Origin of the sequence: Flavobacterium sp. W20_MBD1_R3 (assembly GCF_052119725.1) — a bacterium.
In the GTDB taxonomy this organism is placed as follows: Bacteria; Bacteroidota; Bacteroidia; order Flavobacteriales; family Flavobacteriaceae; genus Flavobacterium.
In genome coordinates this window covers 1-17,699 of sequence record NZ_JBGQOR010000019.1, presented here as the reverse complement: position 1 = coordinate 17,699, position 17,699 = coordinate 1, and the positions used below count along the sequence as shown (strand labels likewise).

10 protein-coding genes are annotated in these 17,699 nt (G+C 34.8%); 5 read left to right on the top strand and 5 right to left on the bottom strand.

What is annotated here, in order from left to right; all coding sequences use genetic code 11:
- Positions 1 to 69: 69 nt before the first annotated feature.
- Positions 70 to 2,694: a DNA gyrase subunit A gene (gyrA, locus tag ACEN2F_RS14305; RefSeq protein ID WP_441740431.1), complete on the bottom strand. Its 2,625-nt coding sequence runs from the start codon at positions 2,692 to 2,694 to the stop codon at positions 70 to 72.
- A 256-nt stretch (positions 2,695 to 2,950) separates the two neighbouring features.
- On the opposite strand from gyrA, the gene ACEN2F_RS14300 reads away from it, so the two are divergent.
- Both ACEN2F_RS14300 and rimK read left to right on the top strand, forming a co-directional pair.
- Positions 2,951 to 5,497 (top strand): ATP-dependent Clp protease ATP-binding subunit, encoded by a 2,547-nt coding sequence (locus ACEN2F_RS14300; RefSeq protein ID WP_441740429.1) that lies wholly within the window; start codon positions 2,951 to 2,953, stop codon positions 5,495 to 5,497.
- 137 nt (positions 5,498 to 5,634) lie between these two features.
- Positions 5,635 to 7,005, top strand: coding sequence for a 30S ribosomal protein S6--L-glutamate ligase (gene rimK / locus ACEN2F_RS14295; RefSeq protein WP_441740427.1), 1,371 nt, complete (start codon positions 5,635 to 5,637; stop codon positions 7,003 to 7,005).
- A 284-nt stretch (positions 7,006 to 7,289) separates the two neighbouring features.
- On the opposite strand, the gene ACEN2F_RS14290 is transcribed toward rimK, so the two are convergent.
- Genes ACEN2F_RS14290 through hutH form a run of 3 tightly spaced genes read right to left on the bottom strand, consistent with a single transcriptional unit; the run spans position 7,290 to position 10,812 of the window.
- Positions 7,290 to 8,573 (bottom strand): anion permease, encoded by a 1,284-nt coding sequence (locus tag ACEN2F_RS14290; RefSeq protein ID WP_441740425.1) that lies wholly within the window; start codon positions 8,571 to 8,573, stop codon positions 7,290 to 7,292.
- A 30-nt stretch (positions 8,574 to 8,603) separates the two neighbouring features.
- A complete protein-coding gene (locus ACEN2F_RS14285) occupies positions 8,604 to 9,248 on the bottom strand; it encodes a DUF47 domain-containing protein (RefSeq protein WP_441740423.1) in 645 nt (214 codons plus the stop codon).
- Between the two features lie 49 nt (positions 9,249 to 9,297).
- Positions 9,298 to 10,812, bottom strand: a complete 1,515-nt coding sequence (hutH, locus tag ACEN2F_RS14280; RefSeq protein ID WP_441740421.1) for a histidine ammonia-lyase — start codon at positions 10,810 to 10,812, stop codon at positions 9,298 to 9,300.
- 724 nt (positions 10,813 to 11,536) lie between these two features.
- On the opposite strand from hutH, the gene thrA reads away from it, so the two are divergent.
- The 3 genes from thrA to thrC all read left to right on the top strand — a co-directional run bounded on the left by thrA (position 11,537) and on the right by thrC (position 16,397).
- Positions 11,537 to 13,984, top strand: coding sequence for a bifunctional aspartate kinase/homoserine dehydrogenase I (gene thrA / locus ACEN2F_RS14275; RefSeq protein ID WP_441740419.1), 2,448 nt, complete (start codon positions 11,537 to 11,539; stop codon positions 13,982 to 13,984).
- 85 nt (positions 13,985 to 14,069) lie between these two features.
- Positions 14,070 to 14,990 carry a homoserine kinase gene (locus ACEN2F_RS14270; RefSeq protein ID WP_441740417.1) on the top strand — a complete coding sequence of 307 codons (921 nt, stop codon included), beginning with the start codon at positions 14,070 to 14,072 and terminating at the stop codon, positions 14,988 to 14,990.
- Positions 14,991 to 15,107: 117 nt separating this feature from the next.
- On the top strand, positions 15,108 to 16,397 hold the full coding sequence (gene thrC, locus ACEN2F_RS14265) for a threonine synthase (RefSeq protein WP_441740443.1): 1,290 nt from the start codon (positions 15,108 to 15,110) through the stop codon (positions 16,395 to 16,397).
- A gap of 460 nt (positions 16,398 to 16,857) precedes the next feature.
- On the opposite strand, the gene ACEN2F_RS14260 is transcribed toward thrC, so the two are convergent.
- Entirely contained in the window at positions 16,858 to 17,397 is a 540-nt protein-coding gene (locus ACEN2F_RS14260; protein ID WP_441740415.1) for a YSC84-related protein, read from the bottom strand.
- Positions 17,398 to 17,699: the final 302 nt, after the last annotated feature.

The window sequence follows — 17,699 nt, the reverse complement described above, 5'->3', positions numbered from 1 at the left end:
TGCTTGTTAATTTCAAAATTTCCAATCAAATTAGATTGGAAATTTTGAAATCAATACTATGCTTTTTAGTTAGGCCTCGTCATCTGAATCATCAATATCATCCGTTTCTTCTTCGTCATCGCTTTCAGAATCATCTTCGTCATCATCATCGTCTGTACTTTCCTCTTCAAGAACTTCTAAGACCGGTTTAACTCTTTCGATCGTTTCAGAAACAATTGGTTCTCCATCTTCACCAATTTCAACTTCTTCAGCCACATCGTCTTTCATTACTTTGGTAACCGCCGCAATAGAATCATTGCCCTTAATATTTATCAATTTTACTCCTTGAGTAGCACGTCCCATCACTCTTAAGTCTTCAACAGCCATTCTGATTGTCAACCCTGATTTGTTTATAATCATCAAATCATCGGCATCTGTAACGGCATTTATGGAAATCAGTTTCCCTGTCTTTTCGGTAATATTTAATGTTTTAACTCCCTTACCTCCACGATTTGTAATTCTATATTCGTCTAAGCTAGAACGTTTACCATACCCATTTTCAGCAACAACTAAGATTTCGCTGGTCATATCATTTACAGTAACCATGCCAATTACTTCATCTGTATCATCCTTAAGTGTAATTCCACGCACTCCAGAAGCAGTTCTTCCCATTGGACGAGTTTTTGTTTCTTCAAAACGAACCAATTTACCTGATTTTACAGCTAAAATAATTTGGCTTTCTCCATTAGTTAACTTAGCTTCTAACAGTTCATCTCCTTCTTTAATCGTAATTGCAGCAACACCATTCACTCTTGGTTTTGAATATTTCTCTAAAGAGGTTTTCTTAACCTGACCTTTTTTAGTCACCATAATAAGATTGTGGCTTTTTATGTAATCTTGATCTTTTAAATCTTGGGTACAAATAAATGCTTTTACTTTATCATCACTTTCAATATTTACTAAATTTTGAATTGCTCTACCTTTAGCTGTTTTGCTTCCTTCCGGTATTTCATAAACACGCATCCAGAAACATTTTCCTTTTTGAGTAAAGAACATCATATATTGGTGATTTGTAGCTACAAACATGTGTTCTAAGAAATCTTGATCTCTTGTTCCCGCACTTTTTTGCCCAACTCCACCTCTATTTTGAGTTTTGTACTCCGTAAGATTGGTACGTTTGATATAACCAGCATGAGAAATGGTAATAACCACATTTTCATCAGCAATTAAATCCTCTATACTTACCTCTCCTCCTGAATATTCAATTTGAGAACGACGGGCGTCTCCGTATTTATCTCTAATTTCTGTAAGCTCTTCTTTAATTAAAGCAATTCTCAAGTTTACATCGGCTAATAAAGCTTTTAAGTGCTCTATTAACTTCATAATTTCATCGTATTCCGTTCTTAATTTATCTTGTTCTAAACCTGTTAATTGTCGCAAACGCATTTCAACAATAGCACGTGATTGAATATCTGATAATTTGAATCTTTCAATTAATTTTTCTCTCGCTTCCTCGGTACTTTTAGATGCTTTTATCAAAGCAATTACTTCATCAATATTATCCGAAGCGATAATCAAACCTTCTAAAATATGAGCTCTTGCTTCCGCTTTTCGTAATTCAAATTGCGTTCTGCGAGTAACTACATCATGTCGATGCTCAATAAAATAATGAATCAAGTCCTTAAGATTTAACATCTGCGGACGCCCTTTTACAATTGCAATATTATTTACGCTAAAAGAAGACTGTAATTGTGTAAATTTATAAAGTGTATTCAAAACTACGTTTGGCGTAGCATCTCGTTTCAAGATATAAACAATACGCATCCCGTTTCTATCTGATTCATCCCGAATATTCGCAATTCCATCAATTTTTTTATCATTCACCAAATCCGCAGTACGCTTGATCATATCTGCCTTATTGACTTGATAAGGAATTTCTGTTACAATGATGCATTCTCTGCCGTCAACCTCTTCAAAACCAACTTTAGCACGCATTACAATTCTACCTCTTCCTGTTTTGAAAGCTTCACGAACACCTTCATAACCATATATAATACCACCAGTAGGAAAATCTGGGGCTTTAATATGTGTCATCAATTCGTCAATTTCAATATCATTATTGTCCATGAAAGCCAAAGTACCATTGATAACCTCGGTTAAATTATGAGGAGGCATATTAGTGGCCATTCCAACGGCTATACCTGTTGCTCCATTTATTAATAAAGTAGGAACGCGGGTTGGCATGACGGTTGGCTCTTCCAACGTGTCATCAAAATTTAATTTAAAATCAACTGTTTCTTTATCTATATCTGCCAAAATTTCTTCTGAAATTTTACGCATTCTAGCCTCTGTGTAACGCATTGCTGCCGGACTATCACCATCGACAGAACCAAAATTACCTTGACCATCTATCAACAAATAGCGCATACTCCATTCTTGTGCCATACGCACCATCGCATCATATACGGAGGTATCACCGTGAGGGTGGTACTTACCAAGAACTTCACCGACAATTCTTGCAGATTTTTTATGGGATGATCTAGAGTTAACACCTAAATCATGCATTCCAAATAGTACTCTTCGATGTACTGGTTTCAAGCCATCTCTAACATCTGGAAGTGCTCTTGATACAATTACTGACATCGAATAATCGATGTAGGCCGTTTTCATCTCATCTTCTATGTTAATAGGAATTAACTTTTCTCCTTCAGACATAAGTTGTTATATTAAAAAATTATATTAGTTTCAAAACGTGCCAATATACATCTTTTTGAAATTTTTAAACTCTTTTTAGAGTACTTATTTCAATGATTTATTAACAAATAAAACTTCCCTTTTAGTTAATAATTTAAGGTAAATTTAACTTCAATATCATGATTTTTTTTGTCACTTAGCTGACAAGAGCTCATAGAGGAACGGTTTTTGTTTTTCTATGACTAATTCACTAAATTTACGATATCAAATATATATTATGGATGATAATTTTTCACCAAGAGTAAAAGACGTTATTACTTACAGCAAAGAAGAAGCCTTGCGATTAGGCCATGACTTTATAGGCACAGAACACTTGATGCTAGGAATTCTAAGAGACGGCAACGGAAAAGCAATTCAAATATTGAACAATCTAGACGTCGATTTAGAACATTTACGCAGAAAAGTAGAAATTCTGAGTCCAGCTAGTCAAAGTGTAGAAGTAAATGTTGAAAAGAAAAATCTGCACCTGACACGCCAAGCAGAACGGGCTTTGAAGACCACTTTTCTTGAAGCTAAAGTATTTCAGAGCTCCTCTATCAGTACTGCACATTTATTGTTATGCATATTAAGAAACGAAAACGATCCAACAACCAAGCTATTGAATAAACTGAAAATAGATTATGATATAGCTAAAGAACAATATCTAAATATGACTCCTAACGAAGAAGAATTTATAGAAAAATTGCCAAGAAATGAATCGTACAATGACGATTCAGGACAAGATGACAGTCTAAAAGAAGGCAGCTTTAACAATCCAACAAATAAATCCAATAAAAAATCCAAGACTCCCGTTTTAGATAATTTTGGTAGAGATTTAACAGAAATGGCTGAAGAAGGAAAGCTAGATCCGGTGGTTGGACGTGAAAAAGAAATCGAACGTGTTTCACAAATCTTGAGTCGACGCAAAAAAAATAATCCATTACTTATTGGAGAACCTGGAGTGGGAAAATCAGCTATTGCCGAAGGTTTAGCACTGCGAATTATCCAGAAAAAAGTATCACGAACTTTATTTAATAAGCGCGTTGTTACCCTAGATTTAGCAAGTCTTGTAGCAGGCACAAAATACCGTGGACAATTTGAAGAACGCATGAAAGCCGTGATGAATGAATTAGAAAAAAATGATGATATCATTCTTTTTATAGATGAAATTCATACGATCGTTGGTGCTGGTGGTGCAACCGGGTCTTTGGATGCTTCTAACATGTTTAAACCTGCGTTAGCGCGTGGAGAAATTCAGTGCATCGGTGCGACAACATTAGATGAATACAGACAATACATAGAAAAAGACGGTGCATTAGAAAGACGTTTTCAAAAAATAATTGTGGAACCAACATCTGTTTCTGAAACGATTACTATTTTGCACAACATCAAAAATAAATATGAGGACCATCATAATGTAACTTATACACAAGAAGCAATTGAAGCGTGTGTAAAGTTGACAGATAGATACATGTCAGAACGTTTTTTGCCTGACAAAGCTATCGACGCATTAGATGAAGCGGGTTCTAGAGTTCACATAACCAATATTGAAGTTCCTAAACAAATTTTAGACTTAGAACGTCAATTAGAAGATGTACGAGAGCTGAAAAATGTTGTCGTAAAGAAACAAAAATATGAAGAAGCTGCTAAACTTCGTGATGATGAAAAGCGCATCGAGAAAGATTTAGCTATAGCCCAAGAGCAATGGGAAGAAGACTCAAAAAATAATAGAATAGAAGTTACTGAAGATAATGTTGCCGATGTGGTATCTATGATGACTGGAATACCTGTAAATAGAATAGCACAAACTGAAAGTAATAAACTAGCTAAATTACCAGAACTTATAGAAGGAAAAGTTATTGGACAAAGAGAAGCAGTAATGAAGATTGCGCGCTCTATTCAAAGAAATCGTGCGGGACTAAAAGACCCAAACCGACCTATTGGATCTTTTATCTTTCTAGGACAAACAGGTGTTGGTAAAACACAACTTGCTAAAGTATTAGCTAAAGAGCTGTTCGACTCTGAAGATGCTTTAATTCGAATTGATATGAGTGAATACATGGAGAAATTTGCTATTTCTCGTTTAGTTGGAGCACCTCCGGGATATGTTGGCTATGAAGAAGGCGGCCAACTGACTGAAAAAGTGAGAAGAAAACCTTACTGTGTTGTTTTATTAGATGAAATAGAAAAAGCACATCCTGATGTTTTCAATATGTTATTACAAGTGCTGGATGATGGCTATTTAACAGACAGTTTAGGACGGAAAATTGATTTCAAAAATACTATAATCATTATGACTTCAAATGTTGGAGCCAGACAATTAAAAGATTTTGGTCAAGGAGTAGGTTTTGGAACTGCTGCTAAAGTTGCTCAAGCCGATGATAATTCAAAAAGTATTATTGAAAACGCATTGAAAAAAACATTTGCACCTGAATTCCTAAATAGAATTGATGATGTAATTGTGTTTAATGCTTTGGAAAAACACGATATTGACTTGATTATCGAAATCGAACTAAAAAAATTATTTGCTCGCGTTGCTGAATTAGGCTACCAATTAAATCTTTCTGACAAAGCAAAAGCGTTTATTGCAGAGAAAGGTTTCGATAGACAATTTGGCGCAAGACCATTAAAAAGAGCTATCCAGAAATATGTTGAAGATGCCCTTGCAGAAGAGATTATCACATCTAAAATAACTACTGGAGATGAAATATTTATGGATATTGAAGACGGTGCACAAGAATTAACGGTTCAAGTACATAAAGCTGGAGAAGCTACAAATCTTTAAATAAATCTTTAAATCATAAATATAACCCGTTACGTTTTCATAACGCAACGGGTTTTTTCTTCATACTAAAACACACTTTTTTAAAAACAAATATTTACTTTTGGTTTTGTAAAAAACTGATCCATTAAAATTACTTTATGTCTGAAAACAAAGTTATCCTAGGTAGTGAAGAATGGTGTTCATTCCCTGAATTAGGAATTCCTACCATTAAAGCCCGTGTTGATTCTGGTGCAAAAACATCAGCTCTTCATGCAATAAACATAGCTCCCTTTATTAAAAATGAAAACAATTGGGTAAAATTTGATATTAACCCAATACAAAATAATTTAAAAACAGTAATTCATTGCGAAGCACCATTGATCGATAAACGTATTGTTAAAAGTTCGAGTGGTTTTAGAGAGCAACGATATGTAATTCAAACAAATTTACAAATTGGGAACTCAAAATGGCCTATTGAAATGACATTGACCAATAGAGATTCTATGGGTTTTAGAATGCTTTTAGGTCGGGAGGCAATGAGCGGAAGAGTGTTAGTTGATCCAGAACAAAAGTATTTATTGGGGCAACCAACGCCAGACAGTTTAAAAGAATTGTATCAAAATTCAGAGAAAGCAAGTTCAGGTTTACGAATTGGTCTTTTAGCTAGTAACCCTGAATTGTACAGCAACAAACGATTGATGGAAGCTGGAGAAATGCGCGGACACGAAATGCATTTCCTAAATATCAAAGAATGTTACATGAAACTGGATGCAAAAACACCAGAAATTCATTATCGTGGTGGTAAAATACTAAACCAATTTGATGCTATAATCCCACGAATCAGACCTAGTATCACTTTTTACGGTTGTGCTTTGACACGACAATTTGAAGCTTTAAAAGTATATTGCTTAAATTCATCAAATGCGATTACCCAATCCCGCGATAAATTATATTCGTTGCAATTATTATTGAATCACGGAGTAGAAATTCCTACTACAGGTTTTGCTAATTCTCCCTTGGATACTGATGACTTGATAAAAATGGTGGGAGGATCTCCATTAATCGTAAAACTGCTCGAAGGAACTCAAGGAAAAGGAGTGGTACTTGCGGAAACAAAAAAAGCTGCAGAAAGTGTTATTAATGCTTTCAAAAGTCTAAATGTCAATATATTAGTTCAAGAGTTTATAAAAGAAGCTAATGGTAAAGATATTCGTTGTTTTGTAATTGATGGAAAAGTAGTTGCCGCCATCCAGCGTGAAGCAATGCCAGGTGAATTTAGAGCCAACATTCACCTAGGTGGAACAGCGTCTGTGATAAAAGTAACTGCAGAGGAAAAGCGTATTGCAATAAAAGCAACAAAAGCTATGGATTTAAAAGTTGCCGGTGTTGATATTATTCGTTCAGCAAAAGGACCTTTACTATTAGAAGTAAATTCATCACCTGGATTAGAGGGAATTGAAGGTGCAACCAATAAAGATATAGCTGGTGAAATGATCAAAGCAATCGAGAAAAACTTTAAGATAAAGTAATCAAAAACAGTATTAATGTACTGCTTCAAATTTTAAATAAAAAAAAGACCTTTTGAAAAAGTATTTCAAAAGGTCTTTTTTTTAATGTGCTGATATCTATTTTTAATGTAACCTCGCTTTCACTAAATATTTCAGTCTGCAATTTATTCTTATGATAAACAAAACATCTTAATGATTTTCACGTATTAATTACCGAAACCTATCTCAAATTACCTTATTTAACGGTAAATAAATCCCCAAAAATTTCAGTCTTTAAAATTTGATTGCTGGATATAAATATTACACTAAATAAAAATACTAAAGATATAGTAAATGATTGCTGCTAATATTGCTGAAATTGGAATGGTTAAAACCCAAGCCCATAACAAGCTAACAGTCATTCCCCATCGCACGGCCGAAACTCTTTTAGTAAGTCCAACTCCAATGATAGATCCAGTAATAGTATGCGTTGTACTTACAGGCACTTTAAAATGTTCTGTAAAATATAATGTCAATGCTCCGGCAGTTTCTGCGGCAACACCTTCAAAAGAAGTCACTTTTGTGATTTTAGATCCCATAGTTTTAACAATTTTCCAACCACCGCTTAAAGTTCCTGCAGCAATTGCAGAATAACAAGCTAGTGGAATCCAAGTTGGCATTTTGAAAGCTCCTTCATCATTTGGGAGCACCACATCTAACCACGTTGGTAATGACTCCTGAGCAACACCGCTAGTATGTATGTAAACCGCAACGGCAGCAGCAATAATACCCATCACTTTTTGCGAATCATTACCACCGTGACCCAAACTAAAAGCTGCAGAAGATAATAATTGCATTTTTTTCAACCATGCCGTGGCTTGATTTAAATTTAAACTACTAAATATCAAACAAAAGGTACTGATGGAAAGAACGATGAATGCTACTAAAAACCATTTTATATTATGAGATTCAAATGCTACACTCCAAAAAGGAGAATCAAAACGTGGCTTTTCTATTTGGTCAAAATAAATCATTTGGCTTTCTACAAACCAGATGGTTAAAATCATCAAAGAAGCTGTAAATATTTTAGGGTAAATACTCTTTTTAGAAGCATTAAGTAACCAAATTGATATTAAATAAGACATTATAGCGCCTAATAAAGGAGCCAATATAATAAAGGCAACTATAATTAAAACACCCGAAGGCATTCCTCCATCCGCTCCTTCTTTGTACCAAGAAACAACTCCAAATCCAGCGTGAGCAATGGCTGCTCCAGCAAAACCACCAATTAAGGTATGAGAAGAACTGGAGGGAATTCCTTGCCACCACGTGAATAAATTCCATATAATTGCGGCAATGACACCTGCTAAAATAACAACTAAATTAATATCCATGGTATTAGCTGTTTTTGCAACCGTATCTGCTACACCAAAACCAAAAACCCAATATGCTAGAAAATTAAAAAAAGCTGCCCAAACAACTGCTTGAAATGGACTTAATACTTTTGTAGCAACAACAGTTGCAATAGCATTTGCTGCATCATGAAAACCATTTATATAATCAAAAATTAGAGCAAGGACTATGATAACTATCAGTAGAGTAAATTCCATAATTAAAATTTCAAAATAAAACTTATTAAATTAAGAATGTTTTACAGAAATTGATTCTAAAACACTAGCGACACTTTTACATTTGTCAGTAGCCGTCTCTAAAACTGAAAGAACTTCCTTGTATTTAATTATATTTTTTGCATCTGTTTCATTTTCGAATAAATCAAGAACTGCCTTATCATATACATTATCTGATTTATTTTCCAATTTATTAATGCGAAGACAAGCGTCTGTAATGTTCTTCATTTTTTTTAAATCTCTCAATTCTCTTATCGCCACATCAATATTTTGACAAGCTTCAAGATTAATTTCGGTCAGTTTTCTGATAGATTTTGTGATTTTATCTACCTGATACAAACGCATTCTACTTGCTGCGCCATGAAGATTACCCGCAACATTGTCTATGGAAGTAATTAACGAATAAATATCTTCTCTATCAAAAGGTGTAATAAAATTTCTACTTAACTCAAGATTGGTTTGACGCGTTATATCCTCTCCTTTTTGTTCTAAAATATCAATTTTCTGAAAAAGAATTTCACGTTCTTTTATAGGAAGATTCACTGCCTCGTGCAAATTCGTAGCAATTTCTATTAAATTATTTGATGCTTGTTCAAAAAGTGGAAAAAATTTTTTGTCCTTAGGAACCAGAAATTGAAAAAAGCTATTTATGTTCATTTTATTAAAATTTAGTTTGGCAAAATTAATTCATTATTCATTGCCAATGTTAAGCTATCGTTAATAAATCGTTTTCTATTTGAAAACTATTCAAAAAAGAAACCGTCTTTTCTATGTCGTAATGCAAGATCCGATCTTCTTTGATTAACGGAACATCTTCGCGATAGACTTGTAAGAACATTTCAATAAAATCACTTGACAATAATGGTCTTCTATATTCAATTGCTTGCGAAGCATTCATTAATTCGATAGCCAAAATGCGTTCCAGATTATCCAAAACTCGTAATGCTTTAGTAGCGGCATTTGCACCCATACTGACATGATCTTCCTGCCCATTGCTGGAAACAATACTATCAACACTTGCAGGAGTTGCCAATTGCTTGTTTTGACTGGCAATACTGGCAGCAGTATATTGAGGAATCATCAATCCTGAATTCAAACCAGGATTATCTACTAAAAAGGTTGGAAGATTCCTATTTCCGCTGATCAATTGATATGTTCTCCGTTCTGAAATACTGCCCAATTCGGCCAAAGCGATTGCCATAAAGTCTAAGGCCAAAGCCAAAGGTTGTCCGTGAAAATTCCCACCGGAAATGATTTGGTCGCTCTCAATAAAAATATTAGGATTATCCGTCACCGAATTGATTTCAGTCTTGAACACTTTTTTCACATAATCAATCGCGTCTTTTGAAGCGCCATGAACTTGCGGCATGCATCGGAACGAATAAGGATCTTGAACATGATTTTTGGGCTGTTCGATAATTTCACTTCCTTCCAAAAATCCTTTGATGCGGTTGGCAGTAACAATTTGTCCTTTGTGAGGTCTAATAAAATGGATTAATTCGTTGAATGGCTCGATTCTTCCATCAAAACCTTCAAGCGAAATTGTTCCTATCAAATCAGCTAAATAAGAAAGTTTGCTGACTTTCATCAAAATATGTGCCCCATACGCACTCATAAACTGTGTTCCGTTCAACAAAGCCAATCCTTCTTTTGACTGTAAAACAATCGGATCCCAATTAAAATGTTTCAAAACTTCGCTAGAATGCACTTTTTTCCCTTCAAAATATACCTCGCCTTGTCCTAATAAAGGTAATGATAAATGTGCCAAAGGTGCTAAATCTCCCGAAGCTCCCAGTGAACCTTGTGTGTAAATTACTGGAAGAATATCATTATTATAAAATGCAATTAAACGTTCCACAGTTTGCAGTTGAATTCCTGAATGTCCATAACTAAGTGACTGGATTTTGAGCAACAACATCAATTTCACAATTTCGTTTGGCACTTCCTCACCTGTTCCGCAAGAATGTGATTTCACTAAGTTCTCTTGCAATTTTGCTAGATTCTCACTGGATATTTTCACATTACAAAGTGACCCAAAACCTGTATTTATACCGTAAATCGGATCCGAATGCGAAGCCATTTTTTTGTCTAAATAATCTCGACATTTTTGAATATTTATTCTTGCTTCATCAGACAAAGCCAATAATTTGTGGTGAGAAACAATTTCAGCTAATGTTTCTAGGCTAAGCAATTCAGTACTAATATAATGCGTATTATCCATTTTGATAGTGTTTAAAAGGTAAAATTGAATAAATCTTTATAATTACACAACAATTATTGATAATAATTTAAACACACTCGTTAAACAAAACAAAAAATTAGAATTCATGCAAATATTCTTATGCGCCTTAGAATGCAAAATTTGTAATTCTTGCATTTTCTTCCCTTTAAAAGAAAAGAGAACTTTTTTAAACAATAAAAAAGTAATTTTAAGTATTTTAAAAAGAATAAAAGACAAATTGCATTCATAATCTCCAATAAAATTATGATGCAACCGCTAAAATTATTCGAAGAATTTAGACATTTATACGAATAGTTCCATTAATGACTTCGTAAATCATTCAATATTTAACAATCCTCAAATAGCATCTTATATTTTCAAATATTCGCAAAAACACTTTTATATGCTTTGTCTTTTATAAAAAGCTGTACTTTTGGAATATCAAAATGGTAAACAATAAAGCTACATATCACTCCTCGATAACAACTCAAATATGGGTTGGTACTGCTGTTACGTTTACTACAACAACTACAGCTACCCCTTTGGGGTAAAAATTCTACATATAATCCTATTTATTATATTTTTTTTCGGAAGAAAGAAAGTCTTTGGATGTATAATAAACATTGCATTTTTTCTAAAAACAACACAAACTATTCCATCGCCTGAATTCAATTAATCAAAAGAATGGCGATTTCCTGTTACATTAAAAATAAATAACTTCGTTATGAAAGTATTAAAATTTGGCGGAACTTCGGTTGCCAATGCACAAAATATAAAACTGGTTTTAGACATCGTTAGTGACAAAGCCAAAGAAGAAAAATTAATCGTTGTGGTTTCTGCTTTCAGTAAAATCACTGACTTGCTTCAACTTGCCTCCCAAAAAGCGGCTGCCGGAGACGAAAGCTTCAAAGATATTCTGTCCGAAATCGAGAAAAAACATTTAGATGCTTTAAAAGAACTTATTCCCGTAAACGAACAAAGCAGTCTTTTGAGCCACATCAAAAGAATCGTCAATCACCTGGAAACTTTACTGGATGGCTGTTACCTTTTAGGCGAATTATCTCCTCGAACTTCGGATACAATTTTGAGTTTTGGCGAATTGCTGTCTTCGTATATAATAGCAGAAGCTTTAAAACAAAACCTGAAAAACAGCAGTTACAAAGACAGCCGCGAATTGATAAAAACCAACAACCATTTTGGAAAAGCTGTCGTAAATTTTGATGTTTCCAATGAGTTAATTGTTGATTTTTTTGCTTCGAATGAAAATCAAGTGGTCGTTATGCCCGGGTTTATCGCTGCTTCACTTGACGGAATCAACACAACTTTAGGACGCGGAGGATCAGATTATACAGCCGCTATTCTTGCAGGCGCTCTTGATGCAAATGACTTGGAGATTTGGACTGACGTCAACGGAATGTTTACTGCTAATCCAAAAATTGTAAAACAAGCACAACCTATCACCTATATTTCATATCAGGAAGCGATGGAATTATCTCATTTTGGTGCCAAAGTTTTATATCCACCAACAATTCAACCGGTATTGAGAAAGAATATTTCAATTCTGATCAAAAATACTTTTGAACCATCAGCTGAAGGAACGTATATTTCCAATCAGGTTTTTGCACAATCCAATCCTGTAAAAGGAATCACACACATTGATGCAATCACATTGATTACGCTTGAAGGCTCTGGAATGATTGGTGTTTCCGGTTCTTCAAAAAGGCTTTTTGAAGTATTGTCCAATAAAAATATCAATGTAATTTTCATTACTCAAGCCTCATCAGAGCATTCTATTTGTATTGGAATTCTAAATTCAGATGCTGATGTGGCAGAAGATGCCATCAACAAAGCGTTTGAAGTAGAAATTTCACAAAATAAAGTAGAACCTTGTATCGTCGAAAAAAACTTGTGCATTATTGCTTTGGTTGGCGAAAACATGAAAAACTATCAAGGTTTGAGCGGTAGAATGTTTAGTACTTTGGGTAAAAATAACGTCAACATCCGAGCGATTGCGCAAGGTGCTTCTGAAAGAAATATTTCAGCAGTAATCAATGAAAGAGATGTAAAAAAAGCACTGAATTCTTTGCACGAAAACTTTTTCGAAGAAAATACCAAGCAGTTAAATCTATTTGTAATGGGCGTTGGAAATGTGGGAGAAAAATTCATCGAGCAAATTCACCAACAAAAGAAATTCCTAAAAAACAATCTAAAAATAAACCTACGTGTTATAGCATTGTCTAATTCCCGAAAAATGTATTTTGATGAAGACGGAATCTCACTAAAAGAATGGCAATTCTTGTTGGAAACCGGAGAAGCTGCTGACAAAGAAAAGTTTATTTCTAATGTGAAAGAACTGAATTTACGCAATAGTATTTTTGTAGATATCACAGCAAATGAAGGAGTGTCTAAAACCTACGAACAGTTTTTAAAACGCAATATTGCCGTAGTGACTTGCAACAAAATTGCCTGCGCCTCCGAGTATGATAATTATAAAAAACTGAAAAAATTATCGCAACAATTTAATGCTCCTTTTCTTTTTGAAACGAATGTGGGAGCGGGATTACCAATCATCGATACCGTAAAAAATCTGGTTGCTTCGGGCGATAAAGTCAATAAAATTCAAGCCGTATTATCTGGAAGTCTGAACTTTATCTTTAATAATTTCGATGAAAACAACACTTTTCATAATGTGGTTAAAGAAGCTGGTATACAAGGATTTACAGAGCCAGATCCTAAGATAGATTTGAGCGGCATTGACGTTGCCAGAAAGATATTAATCTTGATTCGTGAAAGTGGTTATAAAATGGAAATTGACGAAATCACAAATGAATCGTTCATGCCTGCTGAATGTTTAGATACAACTTCAAATGAAGCATTTTTCGAATCCTTACAAACACATGCAGCTCATTTTAAAACTATTTATAAAGAAGCGTTAAGCAAAGAATCTCGTTTGAAATACGTAGCGCAATTCGAAAATGGAAAAGCAAATGTTGGTTTAAGATTCATCCCGAAAGACCATCCGTTTTACAATTTGGAAGGAAAAGACAACATCGTACTATTCTTCACCGATCGTTATGTAGATCAACCTTTATTGATAAAAGGTGCCGGTGCCGGAGCTGCGGTGACCGCCTCAGGAATTTTTGCTGATGTGATTAGAATTGGAAACGTATAAAAAATAGTTTAAAGTTTTCTTTGTTTAAAGTTTCAAGTTCAAGAACTAGCAACAACTTTAAACTTTAAACCTGAAACAAAACAACATGAACGAAATAAAAATATTTTGCCCCGCAACAATCGCCAATCTTTCCTGTGGATTTGATGTCTTGGGGCTGTGTTTAGAAACTGCCGGTGACGAAATGATTATTCGAAAATCAGATGTGAAAGGGATTCGCATCACTAAAATTGTGGGTGCCGACTTACCTTTCGAAACTGAAAAAAATGTTGCCGGAGTATCTGCTTTGGCGATGTTAGAAGCTGTAGAAACCGAATTTGGATTCGAAATCGAAATCTACAAAAACATTAAAGCCGGAAGCGGAATTGGAAGCAGTGCCGCGAGTTCAGCGGGAGCAGTTTTTGGAATCAATGAATTATTGGGACGTCCATTTACAAGAAAAGAATTGGTTTTATTTGCTATGCAAGGCGAAAAATTAGCCAGTGGAAATGCCCATGCGGATAACGTTGCTCCTGCCCTTTTGGGTGGATTTACGTTAGTGAGAAGTTCGAATCCTCTGGACATTATCAAAATAGAAAGTCCATCAGAATTATACGCCACGGTGGTTCATCCTCAAATTGAGTTGAAAACTTCGGATGCACGTTCGGTGTTGAAGCAAACCGTTTCCTTGAAAAGTGCGATTACGCAATGGGGAAATGTGGGCGGATTAATTGCCGGATTATACACTAAAGATTACGATTTAATTGGACGTTCGTTGCATGACGAAATCGTGGAACCGTTGCGTAGTGTTTTGATTCCCGGATTTGATTTAATCAAAAAAACAGCCTACGAAAACGGAGCTTTAGGTTCTGGGATTTCGGGTTCGGGTCCTTCAATTTTTGCTTTAAGCAAAGGAAAGGAAACCGCTGATAAAATTGCAAAAGCCATGAGCGTCGTGTACGACGAAATGAATTTACCCTATGAAATTCACGTTTCAAAAGTGAATGATGAGGGGATGAAAATTATTTAAGAATTATGATTAATGATTTTTGACCCGAGCGTCAGCGAACTGGCGTAGCATTTCAAATGTAACTTCTGTTGCGGTAATCTTAAATCAAAAATCGTTAATCTTCAATCAAAAATCATGATGAAATATTACAGTTTAAACCATAACGCACCGAAAGTTTCTTTTAAAGAAGCCTTAATACAGGGATTAGCTACTGATAAAGGATTGTATTTCCCGGAAACCATAACGCCTTTACCTCCCGCTTTTTTTGACAACATTGAAAATTTAAGCAATGAAGAAATTGCTTTTGAAGCGATTCAACAATTTGTGGGTAACGAAATTCCCGCAGACGCTTTAAAACAAATCATTGCCGAAACCTTATGTTTTGATTTCCCTATCGTGGAAGTCGAAAAAGGCATTTATTCACTGGAACTGTTTCATGGTCCAACAATGGCTTTCAAGGACGTAGGCGCACGTTTCATGTCGCGTTGTTTGGGTTATTTTAATAAAGATAATGCCCATAGTAAAAACACGGTTTTGGTAGCGACTTCCGGAGATACGGGCGGAGCTGTGGCCAGTGGTTTTCTTGGCGTAAAAGGTGTGGAAGTGATCATCCTGTATCCGTCTGGGAAAGTGAGCGATATTCAGGAACGACAATTGACCACTTTGGGACAAAATATTAAAGCGCTTGAAGTGGACGGCGTTTTTGATGATTGTCAGGATATGGTGAAGAAAGCATTTTTGGATGAAAGTTTAAAACATAAAAATCTGACCTCCGCGAATTCGATAAATATTGCACGCTGGTTGCCGCAAATGTTTTATTTCTTTTTTGCATACAAAGCATTAAAAAAACAAAACAAACCCTTAGTTTTCTCTTGTCCAAGTGGGAATTTCGGGAATATTTGCGCGGGTATCATTACCAAAAAAATGGGATTATCTATTGAACATTTTGTAGCTTCCACCAATCTGAATGATACGGTTCCGAGGTTTTTAGAACACGGAATTTACGATCCAAAACCTTCCAAAGCGACCATTTCAAATGCAATGGATGTGGGGAATCCTAGTAATTTCATCCGAATTCAGGAAATGTACCACAATGATTTGGAGCAATTCAAAAAAGATTTTTCTTCATTTACGTTCTCAGATGAAGAAACTATTGAAGCTATGAAAACCATTTACAATACCGATGGTTACATTGCAGAACCTCACGGAGCTATTGGTTATCTTGGTTTGAAAAAAGAATTACAAAACCATCCAAATGCAATAGGCATTTTCTTAGAAACTGCGCATCCTATTAAGTTTTTGGATACGGTAGAACCAACATTAAACGTAAAACTACCGATTCCAACACAAATAGAAAGTGTTTTAGGTAAGGAAAAAGTAAGCGTAAAAATTAAAACGTACGAGGAATTGAAAGCATTTTTGGTGTAAAAATTAACTGCATTTTTTAAAATACAAACCGACTGAGAAGTGAATTTCAGTCGGTTTTTTTATGGAAAATGGTTTTCAGTAAGCAAAATCATTAAGTTTGATAGAAAATATAAAGTATAGTTCAGCTGCCTTGGATTATTTTGCTTTAGATTAAAAACAAAGAATATTTCTTTTTTTCAATTTTGATATGAAAAAATATATGAATACTAATCTTGTAATACTATTTCTGACTATTTTCATGGCATCATTTGCTTTTTACAATTCTATCCAAGACGAGCAAACAAAAAAAGATATTAAAGATAATACCGATTCCTTATAAAATACCGAAAAAGAAACAATTGAAAACCTAAATGGAGTTAGCCATGAGATATTCGAATAACAACGTCAAGCAACTCTCGCGTTTCAAAATACCTCCTAAAAATCAAAACAGCTGAGAAATTTCTCAGCCATTTTGGTTTTATCACAGTTTATTAAAGGTAAACTTTTGCCCGCCAATCGAAGCTTCGTACATCAGACCACCCTTTTGCATGGTAAACACCATCACGCCATTGGTATATTTTACATTTGCCGAGGCGCCTTCGGTGACCGCTACTGCTGAGGCTTGTGCAGAAAACTCAAATCGGCTTTCTTTAAACCGGTCTATTTCATTTTTGGATTCAAAAAATATCACTTCCCGATATGCTTGTCCTCCAGCCTGAAACCCTATGCTCACTTGGGACAACTTGGCCATTCCTATTCTTTTGTTATGTTCATAAACCACACCGTTGCCCGCAGCTCCTCCAATACCGAATCCTCCTTTGCCCACATTAGGAAAAATAACATAGCCGTATGCTTTGTCAAAAAGTGCTTTCATCAGCGGATCACTTTCGATAAATTCCGTCTTTGCAGTCTGGCTGTCGGCAATAATTTTGTTCTTTTTGGCGGTCGTTTGCCCAAATATTGGTGCTGTGTTTAATGCACAAACCAAAATTGTAACCAAAATTCTATTTAGATTTCTCATAATTAAAAGTATTAAATTCTTATCCTAACTAATTTTTTATCTAAGATAAAAAATAATTTAATAAAACTTAATGTTCTGTATATCAATATTTTACTTTTTAATTACGAAAATCTTGTTTAGCAGAAATATAGTAGCCGAATAGCATTTAAATTATTTCTTGTAGGTTTCCACTTTTAATTGGTAAAATTAGTACTAGCCATGATCACATCGGATAAGAAACCAATTCAAAAAGTTATAGGGAAATATTAAATTTCGGCCTTTGCATTTTAAAATAAAACGCATGCAAGATTCGTATAGCGAAC